At 73.8% G+C, this 18,901-nt stretch carries 12 protein-coding genes; 4 read left to right on the top strand and 8 right to left on the bottom strand.

The annotated features are described in order from the left end of the window. Window positions 1-157 precede the first annotated feature (157 nt). Window positions 158-4,690 carry a cation-translocating P-type ATPase gene (locus IQ279_RS07720; protein ID WP_206347594.1) on the top strand — a complete coding sequence of 1,511 codons (4,533 nt, stop codon included), beginning with the start codon at window positions 158-160 and terminating at the stop codon, window positions 4,688-4,690. A 149-nt stretch (window positions 4,691-4,839) separates the two neighbouring features. Here the strand turns inward: IQ279_RS07720 and IQ279_RS07715 are convergent, their stop codons facing one another. The 6 genes from IQ279_RS07715 to IQ279_RS07690 form a co-directional block, all read right to left on the bottom strand. Continuing rightward, window positions 4,840-5,289 (bottom strand): SRPBCC family protein, encoded by a 450-nt coding sequence (locus IQ279_RS07715; protein ID WP_206347593.1) that lies wholly within the window; start codon window positions 5,287-5,289, stop codon window positions 4,840-4,842. 137 nt (window positions 5,290-5,426) lie between these two features. Then, window positions 5,427-6,308: an SDR family oxidoreductase gene (locus IQ279_RS07710; protein ID WP_206347592.1), complete on the bottom strand. Its 882-nt coding sequence runs from the start codon at window positions 6,306-6,308 to the stop codon at window positions 5,427-5,429. Between the two features lie 207 nt (window positions 6,309-6,515). Then, entirely contained in the window at window positions 6,516-6,935 is a 420-nt protein-coding gene (locus IQ279_RS07705) for a DUF2795 domain-containing protein (protein WP_206347591.1), read from the bottom strand. Between the two features lie 115 nt (window positions 6,936-7,050). Next, window positions 7,051-8,763: an aa3-type cytochrome oxidase subunit I gene (ctaD, locus tag IQ279_RS07700; protein ID WP_206347590.1), complete on the bottom strand. Its 1,713-nt coding sequence runs from the start codon at window positions 8,761-8,763 to the stop codon at window positions 7,051-7,053. Window positions 8,764-8,978: 215 nt separating this feature from the next. Next, window positions 8,979-10,136 carry a CPBP family glutamic-type intramembrane protease gene (locus tag IQ279_RS07695; protein WP_206347589.1) on the bottom strand — a complete coding sequence of 386 codons (1,158 nt, stop codon included), beginning with the start codon at window positions 10,134-10,136 and terminating at the stop codon, window positions 8,979-8,981. Between the two features lie 302 nt (window positions 10,137-10,438). Then, complete coding sequence (locus IQ279_RS07690; protein WP_206347588.1) at window positions 10,439-12,892, bottom strand: SpoIIE family protein phosphatase; 2,454 nt, start codon at window positions 12,890-12,892, stop codon at window positions 10,439-10,441. A 267-nt stretch (window positions 12,893-13,159) separates the two neighbouring features. Here IQ279_RS07690 and IQ279_RS07685 point away from each other — a divergent pair, with 267 nt between their 5' ends. After that, window positions 13,160-13,723, top strand: a complete 564-nt coding sequence (locus IQ279_RS07685) for a DUF488 domain-containing protein (protein ID WP_206347587.1) — start codon at window positions 13,160-13,162, stop codon at window positions 13,721-13,723. Window positions 13,724-13,783: 60 nt separating this feature from the next. Here IQ279_RS07685 and IQ279_RS07680 read toward each other — a convergent pair whose 3' ends face one another. Continuing rightward, the gene (locus IQ279_RS07680) at window positions 13,784-15,208 is read right to left on the bottom strand and encodes a GntP family permease (RefSeq protein ID WP_307792261.1); all 1,425 of its coding nucleotides are present in this window, start codon (window positions 15,206-15,208) and stop codon (window positions 13,784-13,786) included. A 580-nt stretch (window positions 15,209-15,788) separates the two neighbouring features. On the opposite strand from IQ279_RS07680, the gene IQ279_RS07675 reads away from it, so the two are divergent. Then, entirely contained in the window at window positions 15,789-16,784 is a 996-nt protein-coding gene (locus tag IQ279_RS07675) for a glycoside hydrolase family 6 protein (RefSeq protein WP_206347586.1), read from the top strand. A 32-nt stretch (window positions 16,785-16,816) separates the two neighbouring features. Next, window positions 16,817-17,257, top strand: a complete 441-nt coding sequence (locus IQ279_RS07670) for a DoxX family protein (protein WP_206347585.1) — start codon at window positions 16,817-16,819, stop codon at window positions 17,255-17,257. A 60-nt stretch (window positions 17,258-17,317) separates the two neighbouring features. On the opposite strand, the gene IQ279_RS07665 is transcribed toward IQ279_RS07670, so the two are convergent. Further along, a complete protein-coding gene (locus IQ279_RS07665; RefSeq protein WP_206347584.1) occupies window positions 17,318-18,601 on the bottom strand; it encodes an ROK family transcriptional regulator in 1,284 nt (427 codons plus the stop codon). Window positions 18,602-18,901 lie beyond the last annotated feature (300 nt).

Here is an 18,901-nt window from a genome sequence, read left to right as displayed (position 1 = left end):
CTTGTCCGCAAGCGTCGCGGGCGGCAGGTGTGAGCCGGGCGTACGGGGTTATCCGGAGCGTGCGACTTCTCCGGCACGGTCTTCGCCGGCGGTGCCGCATGCCCGTGGGTCCGTCCGCGGGTTCGTCTGTCGGTTCGGGGTCGGGAGGGCACGGTCGATGTCGTTGCTGTCGGGTCTGCCGGGTGTGCCGGGTCTGCGTCTGCCGGGGCCTTCGCCGGCCGATCTGGTGCCGCAGGGGGTGAGGGCCGGGGCGCGCGAGGCGGTGGGCACCGCCGGCCGGCTGGCCGGGCGGTTCGTGGGACTGTCGCGCCGGGCCGTGTGGTCCCGGCCGGGACGCTGCTACATCGCCGTCCACGGGGTCAACACCCCGGAGGGCGAGCGGACCGCCCGGCGTGTGGAACGCGTCCTGGAACGGCACCCCGGGGTGCTGTGGGCGCGGGTGAACGCGCCGTCGGGGCGGGTGGTGGTGGCGCTGGAGTCCCCGCCGCCGCCCGAACGCGAACTGGTGGCGCTGGTGGAGCGCGCTGAGGGGCACGTCCCCTGCGCGGACGAGGAGCACGAGGAGTGGTGCCAGGAGCCGCACCACCCCTGCGAGGGGCCGCGGACCGGCCAGTCCGTCACCGCCCTGGCGGCCGACGTGGTGGGCCTGGGACTGTCCACGCTCAACCGGGTGGCCCCCTGGACGCCGCTGCCGCCCGAGGTGGCGGCCCTCACCGGGGCCGTGGCCCGCCACCCCCGGCTGAGGCAACTGGTCGCCAGGGGGCTGCACGACCCGCAGCAGGCGGACTCCCTGCTGCCGGTCCTCACCGCCCTGACCCAGGGCGTGGCCACGCGCGGCGGCGGCCTCGTGCTCGACGTCGTGGAGCGCATGGCGCAGTGGCGGGAGGCCGGGGCCTACCGCAGGGCGTGGGAGGAGGCCGAGGCGAGGCTGGTGGGCAGTCCCGGGGACGCGGCGGCCGGCCCGGTCGCGGTGGAGCGGCCCGTGCCCCCGCCCCCCGACGCCGTCGACCGCTACGTCGAGCGGTCGACGGCGCTGACGGCCGCGGCCGGGGCGGCGACCGCGCCGTTCGCCGGACCGCGGCGCGGACTGGCGGTGGCGCTCTCCGGTGTGCCCAAGGCCCCGGACGCGGGCCGGGAGGGCTTCGCCACCACGCTCGGCCGCGCCCTGGCACTGCGGGGGGCGACCGTCATGGACCGGAGCGTGCTGCGCAGGCTGGGGCAGACGGACACCGTCGTGCTGGACGAGGAGGCGCTCAGCGGCAGCCACCACGAACTGGCCGATCTGGTGCCGCTGGAGGGCGCCGAGCCCCGGGAGGCCGCCGAGCGGCTCTTCGCGCTCTTCGTCCCCGAGAGGATCGGCGAGGCCCACCGGGACGAGGACGGCTGGGTCCTGGGGCCGCTGGAGGAGCTGGAGCTGACCGGGCGCAAGGGGGCTCGGGCGGCGGCCAGGCTGCGACGGCAGGGCAGCGAGAGTGTCCTGGGCCTGGCCAGGGGCAGGCGGCTGGAGGCCGTCGCAGGCCTGGCCCGGCAGAAGGCCCCGGGCGCGGACGCGGTGGCGGCCGCGGCCCGCCGCGCCGGGGCGCGTGTGGTTTTGGCCAGCGCCCGCCCCGAGCCGGCGTTCGGCTTCGCCGACGCCGTCGTCCCCGGCGGCGACCGCCTCACCGCCTCCCTGCGCGGGCTGCAGGCGGACGGCGCGGTGGTGCTGCTGCTTTCGGGGGACCGGGGGGCGCTGGCCGCCGCCGACTGCGGAATCGGCGTGCACCGCGAGGGCGATCCGCCGGCCTGGGGCGCGCACATCCTGATCGGCACCGACCTGGAGTCGGCGGGCCTGGTCGTGGACGCGGTCGGGGTGGCCGCCCAGGTCGACCGGGAGAGCCGGTTCCTGGCCGCGGGCGGCAGCGGCGTCGGCGCCGTCGCGGCCCTTCAGGCGCCTCCCGCCCGGGCGACGGCCCGCGGCGCCGCGGCGGGCACCGGCGCCGGGACCGCGGCGTTCTGCCTGGGAACCTGGCGGGCCCGGCAGCTGCTGTCCCGCCCGGTCACCCCGCCGGTGGAGACCACTCCCTGGCACCTGATGCCCTCCGCCCGCGTACTGGAGCGGTTGGGCAGTGCCGACGAGGGCCTGAGCAGGCAGGAGGCCGAGCACCGGGCGGGCCGGGACACCACCTCCGGGCAGCCGGCGCGCATCGGCCTGCCGGCCGCGTTCATCGAGGAGCTGGCCAACCCGCTCACACCGGTGCTCGCGGCGGGCGCCGCGCTGTCGGCGGCCGTGGGCTCGCGCACCGACGCGGCGCTGGTGGCCGGCATCACCGGCGCGTCCGCCCTGGTGGGCGCCGTTCAACGGGTCAGGACCGACAAGGCGCTGGAGGAACTGTTCGCCCGTTCGGCGATCGGCGCACGGGTGCGGCGCGGCGGGACCGAGCGCCTGGTGGCCGCGGGGGATCTGGTGGTCGGGGACGTGGTGGTGCTGCGCTCCCAGGAGGTCGTCCCCGCCGACTGCCGGCTGCTGCGGGGCGAGGGGCTGGAGGTCGACGAGTCCTCGCTGACCGGCGAGTCCCTGCCGGTGGCCAAGGGCCCGGCGCCGGTGGTCGCCGCGCAGATCGCCGACCGCCGCTCGATGCTCTACGAGGGCACCACCGTCTCGGCGGGCACCGCGGTGGCCGTCGTGGTGGCCACCGGATCCGCCACCGAGGTCGGGCGCAGCCTGGCCACCGCCCGCCAGAAGGCCCCCGACACCGGAGTGGAGTCGCGGCTGCACGCCCTGACGAAGACCAGCCTGCCGCTGGCGCTCGGCTCGGCCGCCGCGGTCGCCGGATCCGGGCTGCTGCACGGCCGCCCTCTGGCGGACACGCTCGCCTCGGCGGTGAACCTGGCCGTCGCCTCCGTGCCCGAGGGGCTGCCACTGCTGGTCAACGCCGCCCAGCTCGCCGCCGCCCGCCGCCTGGCCGACCACGGCGCGCTGGTGCGCAACCCCCGCACCATCGAGGCGCTCGGCCGCGCCGACGTGCTCTGCTTCGACAAGACCGGCACCCTCACCGAGGGCGATCTGCAGCTCGCCGCCGTCAGCGACGGCCGGCGCGAGCTGCCCGCCGACCGGCTCGACGCCGCCCGCAAGCAGATCCTGGGCGCCGCGCTGCGCGCCACCCCGCCGGCCCGCGCCTCCGAGCCCATGGAGCACCAGACCGACCGCGCGGTGGCGGCCGGGGCCCGGCGCGCGAAGGTGGCCGTACGCCAGGGCGCGCCGCAGTGGCGGCGCACCGACGCCCTGCCGTTCGAGCCGTCCCGCGCCTACCACGCCACCGCCGGCCGTACCTCGCGCGGAACGCTGCTCAGCGTCAAGGGGGCGCCCGAGAACGTGCTGGAGCGCTGCACCCGGCTGCGGGAGGGGAGCGGCGGGAAGGACGCCGGGAAGGAGAAGGAGCTCGACGCGGCGGCCCGCGAGCGCCTGACCGGCGCGGCCGAGGAACTGGCCGGCGCCGGGCGGCGGGTGCTGGCCGTGGCGGAGCGCCCGCTGGAGACGGGGGAGGATCTCACCGACGAGGCCGTCGCCGGCCTGACGTTCCTCGGTTTCGTCGCCCTCGCCGACCCGGTGCGCTCCTCGGCCGCGCCGGCCACCGCGCGGCTGCGGGCGGCCGGCGTGCAGACGGTGATGCTCACCGGCGACCACCCCGCCACCGCGGACGCCATCGCGGCCACCGTCAGCGAGGACCCCGACCAGAAGGTGTGCACGGGCGCCGAGCTCGACGAGCTGAGCGACGGGGAGCTCGACGAACTGCTGCCCACGCTCGACGTCATCGCCCGGTGCAGCCCCCACCACAAGGTCCGCATCGTCCAGGCGTACCAGCGCATCGGGCGGGTGGTGGCGATGACCGGGGACGGCGCCAACGACGCACCGGCCATCCGGCTGGCGGACGTGGGCATCGCGCTCGGGCGGCGCGGCACGCCCGCCGCGACCGCCGCCGCCGATCTGGTCGTCGGCGACGACCGGCTGGAGACGATCATCGCCGCGCTGCTGGAGGGCCGCGCGATGTGGGGCTCGGTGCGTGACGCGCTGGCCATCCTCGTCGGCGGCAACCTCGGGGAGGTGGCCTTCAGCGTGCTGGCCGCCGCACTGACCGGCAGCTCGCCCCTGAACGCCCGCCAGATCATGCTCGTCAACCTCCTCACCGACCTCGCCCCGGCGCTGGCCATCGCGGTGCGCGAACCGGCGACGGAGGCCGGCGAGCGGCTGCTGAGCGAGGGGCCGGACCGCTCCCTGGGCGCCGGCCTGAGCCAGGAGGTGCTGCTGCGCGGCGCCACCACCACGCTCGGTGCCGGGCTGGCCTGGGGCGCGGCCAGGCTCACCGGGCGGGGACGGCGCGCCGGGACGGTGGCCCTGGCCTCGGTGGTGGGCACCCAGCTCGCGCAGACGCTGCTCACCGGCGGGCTGGACCGCAATGTGCTGACGGCCGGGATCGGTTCGGCCGCGGCCCTGGTGGGGGTCATCCAGACACCCGGGGTCAGCCAGTTCTTCGGCTGCACCCCGCTCGGTCCCGTCGCCTGGGGCATCACCCTCGGCTCGATCACCACGGCCACGCTGCTGGGCGCCGCCGCGGGCCCGGTGGTGCGCGGGCTGGTGCCGGAACCGGAGCGGTGGGCCCCGCCGGAGCCCGCCGGGGGGAAGGACGGGACACCGGGCCGGCCGGGGGAGTGAGCCCGCGTGCGGGAGGGGGCGTACGGCGTGCCGTACGCCCCCTCCCGCACGCATGGGAGAACCGCGGCCCGTGACCACCGTGGAGGTGGTCACGGGCCGCGGCCACATGACAGGGGGGTGAGGAGCCCCCTCGCGGTCGGAGGACCGGATCAGACCTGGCCGCGCCAGGCGCCCGTCTCCGCACCACGCTTCTCGATGAACTCCTTGAACCGCTTCAGGTCGCCCTTGGCGCGGTGGCGGACCACGCCGAGCTTGTCGCCGACGGTGTCCGTCGCGCCCTCGGGGTCGTGGTCCATCTGGAGCATCACCTTGGTCGTGCTGTCGTCCAGCCGGTGGAAGGTGACCACACCGGCCTGCTTGGCCTCGCCGTCGACCGTCGTCCACGCCACCCGCTCGTCCGGGATCTGCTCGGTGATGCGGGCGTCGAACTCCCGCTCGGCGCCGGCGACCTTGGTCACCCAGTGGGTCAGCGTGTCGTCCTTTTGCTCGACCCGCTCGACGCCTTCCATGAACTCGGGGAAGCTCTCGAACTGGGTCCACTGGTTGTACGCGGTGCGCACCGGCACGCGGACCTCGATCGACTCCTCGACGTGAGACATCCAGCATCCCTTCTCTCGCTGTGATGACTGGTATGTGACGCTTTGTGTCGTTGTCTCACGCCTACCCGGAAGGGCTGCGGCCATGCGGGTGTGTTCGGTGAGCACCCGTCAGGTCCGCGGGTCCTGCCGGCGGGGCGTCAGGGCAGCGGGGTCCCGCCGGTGGCGTTGACGACCTCGGCGGTGATGTAACTCGCCTCCCGGGAGGCCAGGAAGACATAGGCCGGGGCCATCTCGGCGGGCTGGGCGGGCCGTCCCAGCGGGGACTGCGCGCCGAACTCCGAGGTGTCGGGCATCGTCGAGGGGATCAGCGGGGTCCACACCGGCCCCGGGGCGACGGCGTTGACCCGGATGCCCCGTTCGGCCAGGTACTGGGCGAGCCCCTGGGTGAAGGTGACGATGGCGCCCTTGGTCATGGCGTAGTCGAGCAGATGGGGGCTGGGCTTGTACCCCTGCACCGAGGTGGTGTTGATGATGCTGCCACCCGAGGGGATGTGGGGCAGGGACAGTTTGGAGAGCCAGAACATGCCGTAGAGGTTGGTGCGCATCGTCCGGTCGAACTGCTCGGTGTCGATACCCTCGATGCTCTCGGGCCGCGCCATCTGGAAGGCCGCGTTGTTCACCAGGACGTCGATGCGCCCGAACTCCGCCACCGCCCGGTCCACCAGCCGGCGGCACTCGGACTCCTCGCGGATGTCGCACAGCAGGGGCACGGCCTTCCGGCCGGCCTCCTCGACCAGCCGTGCCGTCTCCCGGGCGTCCTTCTCCTCCTGGGCGAGGTAGGTGAACAGCACGTCCGCGCCCTCCCGCGCGAAGGCGAGGGCCACGGCGCGTCCGATGCCCGAGTCGCCGCCGGTGACGACCGTCCTCCGGTCCGTCAGGCGGCCGCTGCCACGGTAGGACGACTCGCCGTGGTCGGGTTCGGGTTCCATCCGCCCGGTCAGGCCGGGGTGCGGCTGATCCTGCTGGGGGAACTCCGGCCGCGGGTGCTGCCGGGTGGGGTCCTGCTGCTGGTCGCTCATGTCCGCCTTTCTTCCTCCGTCTCGCCGTCTCTTCCGTGCCGCCGGTTCCCCGGCTCTCCTCGCTGCCGCCTCCCGCCGGGGACGGGCGAACGCCCGCCCCGCAAGACGCCGCACCGCCCGGAGCACCAAGACTCCGGGCGGTGCGGCGTCCGGGTGGACGCGGACGTCCACCCGTCCCCGGCGGGAGGCGTACCCGGGCCGACGCCGTCAGGTGCGGTGGCTGGTGTCCTCGACCCCCAGCCCGAGGGCCCGGGCGATGTCCTGGATGTTCCGGAACTCCTGCCCGGCCGGCAGCCTCTCCGCCAGGCCCAGCAGACGGTCGGGGGCGTTGTTCTCGCGCAGTTTGCCGAGCACGGCGTCGCGGTCGGCCGGGTAGAGCCCCAGGCCCAGGTGCCGGGCCAGCTCACTGCGGACCTCGACGTCGCCGTGGTCCATCCCCGGAGGCGTGCCGCCGGTGAGCACGGTGTCCGGCGCGCGGTCCACATCGGGCTGGTCCTCGCCCGAGGGCTGGAGTTCGTGGTCCTCCTCCATGCGGAGCGACCGGCCCGCGCGGAGCTCGCCCTCCATCTCGTGCTTGAGCTCGTCGTCCCGGGCGGGGCCGGTCTTGTTCCTGCCGTGCGTGGCCATCTCGTCCTCCCGAAAGGTCGAAGCGCCGGCCGGCGGCGTGCGCCGACGTGGGGACCGCGTTCCCGGGGATGCCTGGATTACACCGTTTGCGGATCCTTTGCGTCCGGCTCGACGGTCACCCCATGTCGCCGCGCCGCTCCGGGGTGACGTCGGCGATGTCCCTGCGTCCGACGTTCTCGGCCTGGTCGATGGCCGCGACGTCCGGATGGTGCAGGTCGAACGCCGGGGATTCGGAGCGGACCTTCGGCAGGGTGACGAAGTTGTGCCGCGGCGGCGGGCAGGAGGTCGCCCACTCCAGCGAGCGTCCGTAGCCCCACGGGTCGTCCACGGCGACCTTCGGCGCGTACTTCACCGTCTTCCAGACGTTGTACCAGAACACCATGAACGACATGCCCAGCAGGAACGAGCCGATGGTGGAGACGGTGTTCAGCGCGGTGAAACCGTCGGCCGCCAGGTAGTCGACGTACCGGCGCGGCATGCCCTCCGCGCCCAGCCAGTGCTGGACCAGGAAGGTCATGTGGAAGCCGATGAACAGCACCCAGAAGGTGATCTTGCCGAGCCGCTCGTCGAGCATCTTCCCGGTGAACTTCGGCCACCAGAAGTGGAAGCCGGCGAACATCGCGAAGACGACCGTGCCGAAGACCACGTAGTGGAAGTGCGCCACCACGAAGTAGCTGTCGGTCACATGCCAGTCCAGCGGCGGGGAGGCCAGGAGGACGCCGGTCAGACCGCCGAAGAGGAAGGTGACCAGGAAGCCGATCACCCACAGCATCGGCGTCTCGAAGCTCAGCGAGCCCTTCCACATCGTGCCCAGCCAGTTGAAGAACTTCACACCGGTGGGCACCGCGATCAGGAAGGACATGAAGGAGAAGAACGGCAGCAGCACACCGCCGGTGGCGAACATGTGGTGCGCCCACACGGTGATCGACAGGCCGGTGATGGCGATGGTGGCGCCGATCAGGCCGATGTAGCCGAAGATCGGCTTGCGGCTGAAGACCGGGATGATCTCGGAGACGATGCCGAAGAACGGCAGCGCGATGATGTAGACCTCCGGGTGGCCGAAGAACCAGAACAGGTGCTGCCACAGCAGCGCGCCGCCGTTGGACGGGTCGAAGATGTGCGACTGGAAGACCCGGTCCGACTCGAGGGCGAAGAGCGCGGCGGCCAGCGGCGGGAAGGCCAGCAGGACCAGGACACTGGTCAGCAGCACGTTCCAGGTGAAGATCGGCATCCGGAACATCGTCATGCCCGGAGCGCGCATGCAGATGATCGTGGTGATGAAGTTGACCGCGCCCAGGATCGTGCCGAAGCCGCCCAGGCCGAAGCCCATGATCCACAGATCGCCGCCGACCTGGGGGGTGCGGGTGTCGTCCGACAGCGGCGTGTACGCGGTCCAGCCGAAATCGGCCGCGCCGTCGGGCGTGAGGTAGGAGGAGACCGCGATCAGCCCGCCGAAGAGGTACAGCCAGTAGGCGAACATGTTCAGCCGCGGGAACGCCACGTCGGGCGCGCCGATCTGCAGCGGCATGATCCAGTTCGCGAAGCCGGCGAACAGCGGGGTGGCGAACAGCAGCAGCATGATCGCGCCGTGCATGGTGAACGACTGGTTGTACTGGTAGTTGGAGAGGATCTGCGTGCCCGGGCGGGCCAGCTCGGCCCGGATCAGCAGGGCCAGCACGCCGGCGAGCGTGAAGAAGCCGAAGGAGCTGATGAGGTAGAGGGTGCCGATCTTCTTGTGGTCGGTGGTGGTCATCCACTCGACCGCCACCGTTCCCAGGGATTTCCTCCGCTCCTGTGCCTGTTTCGGCTCGTCCGTCCGCAGTGCCATGCCCGTGTCCTCTCGACCCACCAGCTCCGACCGGTACCACGGCGGCGATGCCTGTCCGGCGCGCTCCCGCGGTCCCGGTTCCCGTCCTCTCCACGGGCGGTCTCGTCCGAGGGGCCGCCCCGACGTGAATAACACCGCCGTCCGGCTCCACCGGCTTTTGACCCTTCGGTGGGCGTGTGAAAGGAATGCCGCCATTGCGCCTTCTGTCTTATGTCTTACGTGTGCGGGCCGTCGGCGGCAACGGCACCGTCCGGGCACCCGGCCCCCGGAGCGCCCGCGGAGCGGCCGCCGGACCCAGGGGAGACGGCCCCGCGCGATCCGCCTTCCCCACCGGGCGCCTCACGGCCGCGGGGGTCGGCCGGGGCGAACCACAGCAGCCACGCCGCGAACGCCGCCCCGGTGCCCAGCAGGACGGCGAGGACGCAGTCGCCCAGTACCTCCGGAGAAGGGGCGAAAGACGCCGTCAGGTCGTAGGCGATGTGCCCGGCGACCAGTGGGGTGAGCCTGTGGCAGCGCAGATAGAGCAGCAGGGCGCACGAGCCGAGCAGCAGCAGGGCGATGCCGGGTACGCCCAGGTACAGGTGCGCCGCCACCCGCAGCAGCAGGCTGAGCGCGCAGGCTGCCCACAGCGGGCGTCCCGCCGCACGGCCCAGCACGACGACGGCGCCCACCAGCACCATCTCCTCGGCGACGCCCGTGAACAGGATGTTGGCCACCATATCCGCGGGGCCGCTCCAGCCCAGTGCCGCGCTCTGGGCGCGGTCCAGAACGGGCAGCCAGGGCGCGGCCGCGGGCAGACCCGTCTGGAGGCCCGCCATCCAGGTGACGGTGGTGTAGGCGAGGACGAAGACCGCCCCGGAGACCATCGCGGCCGTCAGCCGTTCGGCGGCGGGCCGCGCACCGGACGGACCGACCCCCAGTCCGCGCCACCCGGCCCCGTGCCGCGCCGCCAACTCGCCGCAGAGCCAGGCCAGCAGAGCGGTGGTGGCGACACTGCCCACCACCCCCTGAACCTCACCGGCCCGCACCAGGTCGGCGACGCGGGCGGCACCGGCGACGGCCGCCACGACGAGGGCGGCACCACGAAGCCGCGGCGCGCGGCGCTGTGCGAGCAGCCCGGCCAGCCAGCGGCCCGCGGCCAGCGAGCACAGCAGCCGCAGCCACGGAAGCACCGCGCCGGACCAGCCGTCCACCGGTGCGCCGGACAGCCGGGCGAAGTCGAGCACCGATCCGGTGAGCGGCACCGCGCACGCCACCAGCAGCAGCCCCCACAGGTCGCGTTCGGCCCGCCGCGCGCCGGCGGTACGCGCGAGGCTGCGGGCCGGGCCGCGCGTGGTGTCGCGCGTGATGGTGTTCGGCGGTATGTGGGCCACGGGTGTGCTCCCGTACGTCGGCGTCGGCGGAGGGCCGCGCTGTCGAGGAGTGCCGGGAACGGCTCTCCCTACCCGGGTAGCCGCTCGCGGGCGGCCGACACCTGCGAGACCGGGATCCGGCCGCGAAGCGCCGTGGAATCCGGCGGAGGGTTTCGCGGGAACCTCACCCGAACGGCCCGGACACGGTATGCGTGTGATTCCGCGTCAGGGAACGGACGACACCGTGCCCGCCGTCCCCCGCCCCCCTGCCCGACCGCCCTGCCCGACCGCCCGGCCTCCGGGGGAGCCCGGCCGGGCAGGACTCAGAAGACGTCCAGGGGGATCTCGGGAACGGCGCTCAGCGCCTGCTCGGTCCAGATGGTCTTGCCGGAGGGGGTGTAGCGGCTTCCCCAGCGGTGCGCGAGCTGGGCGATGAGGAACAGCCCCCGGCCGCCCTCGTCGGTCAGCCGGGCCCGGCGCAGATGGGGCTGGGTCTGGCTGGGGTCGGAGACCTCGCAGATCAGGGTCTTGTCCTTGATCAGCCGCAGCCCGATGGGGGAGCCGGCGTAACGGATGGCGTTGGTGACCAGTTCGCTGACGATCAGCTCGGTGGTGAAGGCCATCTCCTCCAGGTCCCAGGCGGTGAGCTGGGCGGTGACCAGTTCGCGGGCCTGGCCGACGACGGTCGGGTCGGCGGTGAACCGCCAGGCCACGGTGGAGCCTTCGGGCAGTGCCCGCACCCGGGCGACGAGAAGGGCGATGTCGTCGGCCGCCGGTTCGGTCAGGACCCGGTCGACGGCGGTGCGTCCGATGTCGGCGGGGGAGCCCCCGGTCTCCACCGCGGCGTGCAGACTCTCGCGCAGCCGCCGCGTCAGGCCCTCGGATGACGTCTCGTCGTGGGCCACCAACTGGTTGGTGTAGAAGGCCAGTACGCTGCCCGGGCCCAGGTGGAGTTCGACGGGCTCGAAGGGCATGCCGCCCACCCCCAGGGCGGGCCCAAGCTTGAGGTCCACATGGCGGGTGCGCCCTTCGGCGCTGGTCAGGATCGGCGGTGGATGGCCGGCGCTGGCCATCGCGCAGCGCCCGGTGACCGGGTCGTAGACGCAGTACAGGCAGCTCGCCCCCACGACCCCGCCCGCGCTGCCGTCCGGCTGCGGTTCGGTGTAGGCCAGGCGGGTGGCCAGATCGTCGAGGTGGGTGAGGAGTTCCTCGGGAGGGAGGTCGAGGTCGGCGAGGGTCTGCACGGCGGTGCGCAGCCGGCCCATGGTGGCCGTCGCGCCCAGCCCGTGCCCGGCCACGTCGCCGATGACGAACGCTACCCGCGTGGAGGACAGGGGGATGACGTCGTACCAACTCCCGCCGATCCCCGCGGCGGTGCCGGCCGGTACGTAGGTGCCGGCGGTCTCGGCCGCGGTGAGCTCCACTCCGGCCGGGGGCAGCAGACTGCGCTGCAGGGTCTCCACGGTACGCAGCTCGGAGGTGTACCGGCGGGAGTTCTCCACGCTGAGCGCGGCCCGGGAGGCGATCTCCTCCGCCAGGGGCACGTCGTTCACCCCGAAGGGGAGCCGGTCCCGGCCGCGCCACAGGCCCAGCACGCCCAGCACCCGCCCCCGGGCGCGCAGCGGGACGATCAGCGCCGAGGCGGCCGCCTCCGGGAACAGCAGCCGCTGCCGCTCCCGGTAGGGAGCCAGCCGCTTCCCCAGGTCGTCCAGATCGGGCACGAGCACGGCCTGGCCGTCGCGGAGGGCGTCGCTCTCCAGATCCTTGGCGTGGATGGAGTCCCCGCGCTGGTACATCTCGGCCGGCCATGAGCCGTCCGCCGGGGCCACCGCGATCCGGCGCAGCGGCGTCTCGGCGGAGAAGGCCCCGGGATCGTCCCCCTGGATCACCTTCTCCACCAGGTCCACGCAGGCCAGATCCGCGAAGTCGGGCACCAGGATCCGGGCCAGCTCCCCGGAGTTGTGGGCGATGTCCAGGGTCTGCCCCAGCCGCGCGGCGGCGGCGTGCAGAAGGGCCAGCCTCCGCCGCGCGGTGTACTGCTCGGTGATGTCGGTGAAGACCGCGGCGACCCCGATGGCGCGGCCATGGCTGTCCTCGAGCCGGAAGGCCGAGGAGGACAGGATCCGCTCCTGGTCGGGCGCGTTCAGAGGCCGCGCCGAGTGCTCCCAGTCGATGACCGCCTCGCCGGTCCGCAGGACCCGCCGCCACTGCTCCTCGACCGCGGCGGCGTCCTCCGGCACGAGGATCGACCGCAGGTTCAGGCCGGGAGCGTGCTGCCAGGGCTTCGCGGGCAGGGGGACGCCGAAGAACTCCGAACCGAGGTTCGCGCGGGTCGTGTGCAACTCGGTGTCGTGGACCACCAGGCCGATGCGGCTCTGGCCGAACAGCGCGCGGATGAGCGACTGGTCCTCCGTCCAGCGCCGCCCGGCGGCGGACGGGGCGACGCACATCAGCAGGCGCGCCTCGCCGCCGGCGGGCAGAGGCAGCACCTCGGCGTCCACATCGACCGGCGTGCCGTCCCGGTGGCGCAGGGTCGTGCGGAGTTCCACGGGCTCCGGACCGAGACCGCCGGCGGCTCTGTCCCAGGGGCCGGGCGCGGTGGCGAACTCCGCCATCGGCCGTCCGCGGACCTGGTCGGCCGAACGGCCGATCAGGTCGAGCACGCCGTCCGTGCACCGCAGCACCGTCCCGTCCCCGTCCAGCACGAACACCACCGGGCCGCCCCGCGGGGGGTCGGCACCGGCACCGGCACCGTGACGATCTGTGGTCGGGCTCACTCGGCTGCCTCGCTCCATGGGAGTGCGACGCTACTTCCGGCCATTCAACCCCGACCGGAGCCCGTGCGCATGACGACGGCCGTCCGCGCACCGTCCCGGCGGGGCGCATACCGCGAGGACGGACGGTTACCCCGTGAGCCGGGCGGGAATCACGGTGCCGCCCGGGTGCCGCCCGCGCGCCTTCGGAGAGCGGTGGGGACGGGAAGGGAACGAAGGGGGAAGACGGGGAAGACGGCCGGAGAGCGGCGGACGACGGGAGGAGACGCCATGAAGGAAGGCCCTCGGCCGGCTCCGGTCCTGTACACCGTGGGGCACGGCACGGCGGACCGGGAGAGGCTGGCCGGGCTGCTGGTGGAGGCGGGCATCGCCCTGGTGGTGGACGTCCGCACCGCCCCGGGCAGCCGCCGCGCCCCGGACCTCGCCCGCGACAGGCTCGCGCGGTGGCTGCCGGGGCACGGCATCGACTACCGCTGGGAGAAGTCGCTGGGCGGTTTCCGCAGGCCACCGGAGGACTCGCCCGACACCGTGTGGCGCAACGCCTCCTTCCGCGGATACGCCGCCCACACCCGGGACCCCTCCTTCCGGGAGGCGCTGGACGGGGTGCTGGGGGACGCCGCCCGGACCGCCACGGCGGTCATGTGCTCGGAGTCGGTGTGGTGGCGCTGCCATCGCAGGCTGATCGCCGACGCCGCGGTCCTGACCGCGGGAGCGGACGTACGGCACCTGATGCACGACGGCAGGCTCATGCCGCACCGGCCGACGCCGGGGGCGCGGTTGCGGGAGGACGGTCTGCTGGTCTACGACGACCTGGCCGCCGCCGCAGAGCGGTGACGACCGGGCGTGGGTCCGCGCCGGCCCCGCACCGGCGGCGGGCCGGTGCGGGGCCGGAAGTCACACCACCGTCCACAGGCCCAGGGCGATCAGGAACGCCGACAGGCCCAGGGTCGTCTCCATCACCGTCCAGGTCCGCAGGGTGGTCTTGACGTCCATCCCGAAGAAGCGGCTCACCAGCCAGAAGCCGGAGTCGTTCACGTGTGAGAGCACCGTGGCGCCCGCCGCGACGGCCACCACCAGCAAGGTAAGCCTCAGATCGCTCAGCTCCGCGGCCCGGGCCGCCCCGGCGATCAGGCCGGAAGCGGTGGTCAGGGCGACCGTGGCCGAGCCCTGGGCGACGCGCAGCAGGGTGGCGATCACGAACGCCTGGACGATCAGGGACATGCCCAGGCCGGACAGGGAGTCGCTGAGCGCGCTCCCGATGCCGGACAGTTCCAGCACACCGCCGAACATGCCGCCCGCGCCGGTGATCAGGATGATGGAGCAGATCGGCCCCAGGGCGCCGTCGACGATGTCGCCGACCTTTCCCATCGGGGCGCGCGGCCGCCCCAGCACGAGGATCGCGGCGATGACGGTGATCAGCAGGGCGACCGGGGTGAAACCCAGCAGGCCCAGGAACTCCGCCCAGTCCTCGCCCTCGTCGATGACGTCCGCGGTGGCCAGCGTGCTCAGGACAGTGTCGAAGGAGATCAGCACCAGAGGGATCAGCAGCAGGCCGAGGACCGTGCCGAAGGACGGCGGCCGCTCGCCGAGCCGCTCCTCGCCGGCGCCGTCCGCGCGGTCCCCCTCACCGCGTCCGCGGGCGTCGCGGACCTCACCGAAGACCACGTCGGGCAGCGACACGTGGATGCGGGAGCCGAGGAAGCGGGAGACCAGCAGGACGCCGACGTACCACGACGCCACCGCGACCGGGAGGCCCACCAGCAGGGTGAGCCCGATGTCCGCGCCGAGCACCTCGGAGGCGGCGACCGGTCCCGGATGGGGCGGGACGATGGCGTGCATGGCGGCGAAGGCGCCGGCCGCGGGCAGGGCGTACAGCAGCAGTGAGCCGCCGAAGCGCCGGGCCACGGTCAGGATGATGGGCAGGAACACCACCAGCCCGGCATCGAAGAAGATCGGGAAACCGAACAGGAGCGCGGCCGTGCCCAGCGCCAGCGGCGCCCGGCGCTCCCCGAAGCGGTTGATCAGGGTGTCGGCCAGCACCTGGGCGCCGCCGGTGATCTCCAGCAGCCGGCCGAGCATCACTCCGAAGGCGACCAGGAGCGCCACCGAGCCGATGGTGTCGGCGAAGCCGAACATCAGGACGTCGGGGATGTCGGCCAGGGGGAAACCGACCGTGATCGCGGTCAGTACGCTCACCAGGACCAGCGACACGAAGGCGTGCAGTCTCACCTTCATGATCAGGAACAGCAGCAGGGCCACGGCGCCCGCGGCCATCAGCAGCAGTGTCGTCGTTCCGTAGGCCGGGTCGATCGCTTCCACGGACCACTCCGTTCTCGTGCTCGCATCACCGGTCGTCCCGCCCGCGACGACCGACGGCGGTCAGGGGCACCGTCCCCATGCCCCGGGGGGCTCCCCCCAACACGTGGGAAGAGGGGGCGGGGGATGGGGGCGGGAAGGGGGGAGAGCACCCCGGAACCCGCTTTTGGAAGCGCTCCCATGGAAATGTCGGCGAAGGGTGACGCCTCCGGAGGGTGTCATGACGCCTCGTCTGTCGACACATGCCTGTTCGGAAAGGTGTCGGCGTTCGGTTGTCGCGCAGTTTCCCTTGACGTCGGACTCAGTGTCATTACGCTCTCTGGGAGCGCTCCCATTCGTTCCTTCAGATCACATGCTCCGGTTCGGCGGTCGGCCGCCGACGGTCGGCGTCCACCGCGGCGCCGCACCGCCGAACCGGTGACCGTGCTCTCCCGGCCCTCGCGTCCGGCCGAGTCCCGGGCTTCCGCGTGGTGCGGGAGTTCTCCGCCCCGGCCGTGCGGGAGCGGGGCCGGGACCGGGGCCTTCGGAGTCGCGACGGGCCGCCGGCGAGCGGCGGTCCGTTTCCCCCCACCGAGGAGTACGTATGCTCCGCAACACCTTCCCCCTGGCCGGTCGCGCGCTCGCGCTGGCCGCGGCCGCGCTGGCGGCCGCCGGTACGGCCCTGCTCCTGCCCGGAGGGGCCGCGCCGGCGGCCGCCGACGCGGCCTCCCCCTACTACGTCAACCCCGAAACCCAGGCCGCCCGCTGGGTGGCGGCCAATCCGGGAGACTCGCGCGCGCCGGTGATCCGCGACCGGATCGCCTCCGTCCCGCAGGGCCAGTGGTTCACCACGACCGACACCGGCACGGTCCGTGCCGAGGTCGACTCGCTCGTCACGGCCGCCGAGGAGGCGGGCGGGATCCCGATCCTGGTGGTCTACAACATGCCCAACCGCGACTGCGGCGGCGCCAGCGGAGGCGGAGCCTCCAGCCACCTTGCCTACCGGCAGTGGATTGACGAGCTGGCCGCCGGGCTGGAGGGCCGGCCGGCCGCCGTCATCGTCGAGCCGGACGTCCTGGCCCTGATGACGAACTGCCAGAGCGCCGAGCAGCAGGCCCGGACCCGGGAGTCGATGGCCTACGCGGGCAGGGCCCTCAAGGCGGCCTCGTCCAGGGCGAAGGTGTACTTCGACGCCGCGCACTCAAACTGGCACCCGCCCGCGGAGATGGCCTCCCGGCTGAAGGCCGCCGGGATCACCGAGAGCGCCGACGGCATCTCCACCAACGTCTCCAACTACAACCGCACCGCCGACGAGACCGCCTACGCCAAGGCGGTCCTGGACGCGATCGGATCACCGCACCTGCGTGCGGTGATCGACACCAGCCGCAACGGCAACGGGCCCGCCGGAGGCCAGTGGTGCGATCCGTCGGGGCGGGCGATCGGCACCCCGACGACCGACCGGACCAGCGACGAGAGGATCGCCGCCTTCCTGTGGGTCAAGCTCCCCGGCGAAGCGGACGGCTGCGCCGGGCCGGCCGGACGGTTCATCCCACGACTCGCTTACGACATGGCCGTCGCGGCACCCGCGAGTACGCGGTGAGCGGCGGCAGGACGGCCGAGAGAGGACACACGATGGAGAAGCTGGACAGGTACAGGGAGCATGTGCTCGGGCTCTACCGGATCGTGGTGGGGCTGCTGTTCGCCTGCCACGGCGCGGCGACCCTGTTCAACGTGCTCGGCGGGCCCCAGGGCGGCCAGGTGCCCGGGGTCGGCCAGTGGCCCGCCTGGTGGGCGGCCGCCATCCAGCTCGTCGGGGGCGGCCTGGTGATGTTGGGCGTCGGGACCCGTGTCGCCGCGCTGCTCTGCTCCGGGTCGATGGCGTACGCCTACTTCGTCAAGCACCAGACCGAGGCGTTCTTCCCGATACAGAACGGCGGTGAGGCGGCGGCGATGTTCTGCTGGGCCTTCCTCCTCGTCGCCGCGCTCGGTCCCGGCGCGTGGGCGATGGGCTCCCTGTTCGCGCGTGCCGACCGCGCCGGCCGCGGTGAGGGGGTGCGGGTGACCGCCGCCTGAGACGGCCGACCGTCGCCGGGCCCCGCGCGGTCGCCGCGGGGCCCGGCCGCGGCGACCGCCTCAGGCGCTGGACCGCTCCACCGGGGCGGGCTCGGAGTCGGCGAGGTTCTCCGGCAGGCGCAGCCCCTGGCGCAGCGGTACGAGTTCGGACTGCAGCACCAGGGCCGCGGCGCCGATCGCGGGGGCGGTGGCGGCCGAGCGGGAGAGCCGGACCGCGACGGGGTGCGCCGCGCGGGAGAAGAAAGCGCGGTCCAGTTCCTCCCGCACCACCGGCAGGTACACCGAACCCGCGATCGCCAGGCTCGGTCCGGTCAGCACCAGTAGTTCCAGGTCCATGACGTTGGCCAGGGTGCGGGCGGCCACCGCCAGATAGCGGGCCGAGCGCTCCAGCAGGGCGCGTGCCCCCGGCTCGCCGCGGCGCGCGGCGCGGGTGACGGCCGCGAAGTCCGCGGTCACCGACGGCCGGCGGCGCCCGGGGCCGCCGGCCAGTCCGGCCGCGCGGGCCAGGGCCCGGTCGGCGCGGGCGGCGGCGACGACGGCGGAGGGCCCGGCCAGCGCCTCGACGCAGCCCTGGGCCCCGCACCAGCACTGGGGGCCGTCCACGGCCAGGCAGCTGTGGCCGATCTCGCCCGCGTTGCCACTGGCGCCGCGGTAGGCCATCCCGTCGACCAGCAGGCCCGCGCCGATGCCGGTGCCCATGTAGAGCGCGGCGAAGGTCGCGGCCGCACCGACGCCTCCGGACCAGTGCTCGCCCAGGGCGGCGGCGGTGGCGTCGTTGTCGGAGACCACCGGCAGCCCGGTGGCCTGCTGAAGGGCCCGGTCGAGGGGGAAGTCCTCCCAGTGCCGCATCAGGGGCGGGGTCAGCCGCATTCCGCTGGTGGGGGTCAGGGGGCCGGGGGAGACCAGGCCCAGACCGAGCACCCGTTCGCGCCCGACGCCGACGCCCTCGATGAGGGCGCCGACCTCGCCCGCCATGCGCTCGACGACGGCCGGGGGGTCCTCGGCCCCCGCGCCCGCGCGGGACATCCGGGCGACGACCGAGCCGCCGAGGTTGGTGAGGACGTAGGTGATGCCCGCGTGGTCGAGATGGACTCCGACCGCGTACCGGGAGGACTGGTTGAGCTGGAGCAGGACACGGCGCTTTCCTCCGGTGGACTCGGCGCGCCCGGTCTCCACCACCAGCCCGTCGTCGATGAGGCGGCGTACGACGGTCGAGATCGTCGCGCCGGTGAACCCGGTGGCGTTGACGAGGCCGACCCGGCTGATGGTGCCCGCCGCGCGGATCACATCGAGGACGGCCGCCCTGCTGCTCGCGTGGGCCGTGGCCCGAGCCGGTCCGCTCACTGGTTCCTCCGCCCGCGCCCCGCGGTGGCGGGAGCGCTGTCGATGTGCTCCGCGCGGTCCGTGCCGCGCGTGTACGAATCGTTAGTTTATTTACCTGTCGAAGGCGGGCAAGTGCCCGTCCGCCCCGGCGCCCGCCGCCGCCGGTGCCCGTCCGTCCCCGACGGTCCGGCGCCTCTTCCCGCGAACGGCCCCCACCAGGCCTCTTCCCTCGTATTCTTCCCCCGTGCTTCTCCCGGCGTCCGGCCGGCCGCCTCCCGGTCCCGTCCGGCCTCCGGTCTCGCTTGTGTCTCTGTGGCGCCG

Source organism: Streptomyces verrucosisporus, assembly GCF_017114865.1.
Lineage (GTDB): Bacteria > Actinomycetota > Actinomycetes > Streptomycetales > Streptomycetaceae > Streptomyces > Streptomyces fenghuangensis.
The sequence above is the reverse complement of the archived record's forward strand: the minus strand, read 5'-3'. Positions and strand labels throughout refer to the sequence as shown.

Excerpts from the sequence above, each read along its gene's own strand:
- ctaD (WP_206347590.1), bottom strand. The coding sequence starts at position 8,763 with ATGGCACTGCGGACGGACGAGCCGAAACAGGCACAGGAGCGGAGGAAA.
- IQ279_RS07705 (WP_206347591.1), bottom strand. The coding sequence starts at position 6,935 with ATGGCCACGCACGGCAGGAACAAGACCGGCCCCGCCCGGGACGACGAG.
- IQ279_RS07670 (WP_206347585.1), top strand. The coding sequence starts at position 16,817 with ATGGAGAAGCTGGACAGGTACAGGGAGCATGTGCTCGGGCTCTACCGG.
- IQ279_RS07710 (WP_206347592.1), bottom strand. The coding sequence starts at position 6,308 with ATGAGCGACCAGCAGCAGGACCCCACCCGGCAGCACCCGCGGCCGGAG.
- IQ279_RS07685 (WP_206347587.1), top strand. The coding sequence starts at position 13,160 with ATGAAGGAAGGCCCTCGGCCGGCTCCGGTCCTGTACACCGTGGGGCAC.
- IQ279_RS07720 (WP_206347594.1), top strand. The coding sequence starts at position 158 with ATGTCGTTGCTGTCGGGTCTGCCGGGTGTGCCGGGTCTGCGTCTGCCG.
- IQ279_RS07675 (WP_206347586.1), top strand. The coding sequence starts at position 15,789 with ATGCTCCGCAACACCTTCCCCCTGGCCGGTCGCGCGCTCGCGCTGGCC.
- IQ279_RS07715 (WP_206347593.1), bottom strand. The coding sequence starts at position 5,289 with ATGTCTCACGTCGAGGAGTCGATCGAGGTCCGCGTGCCGGTGCGCACC.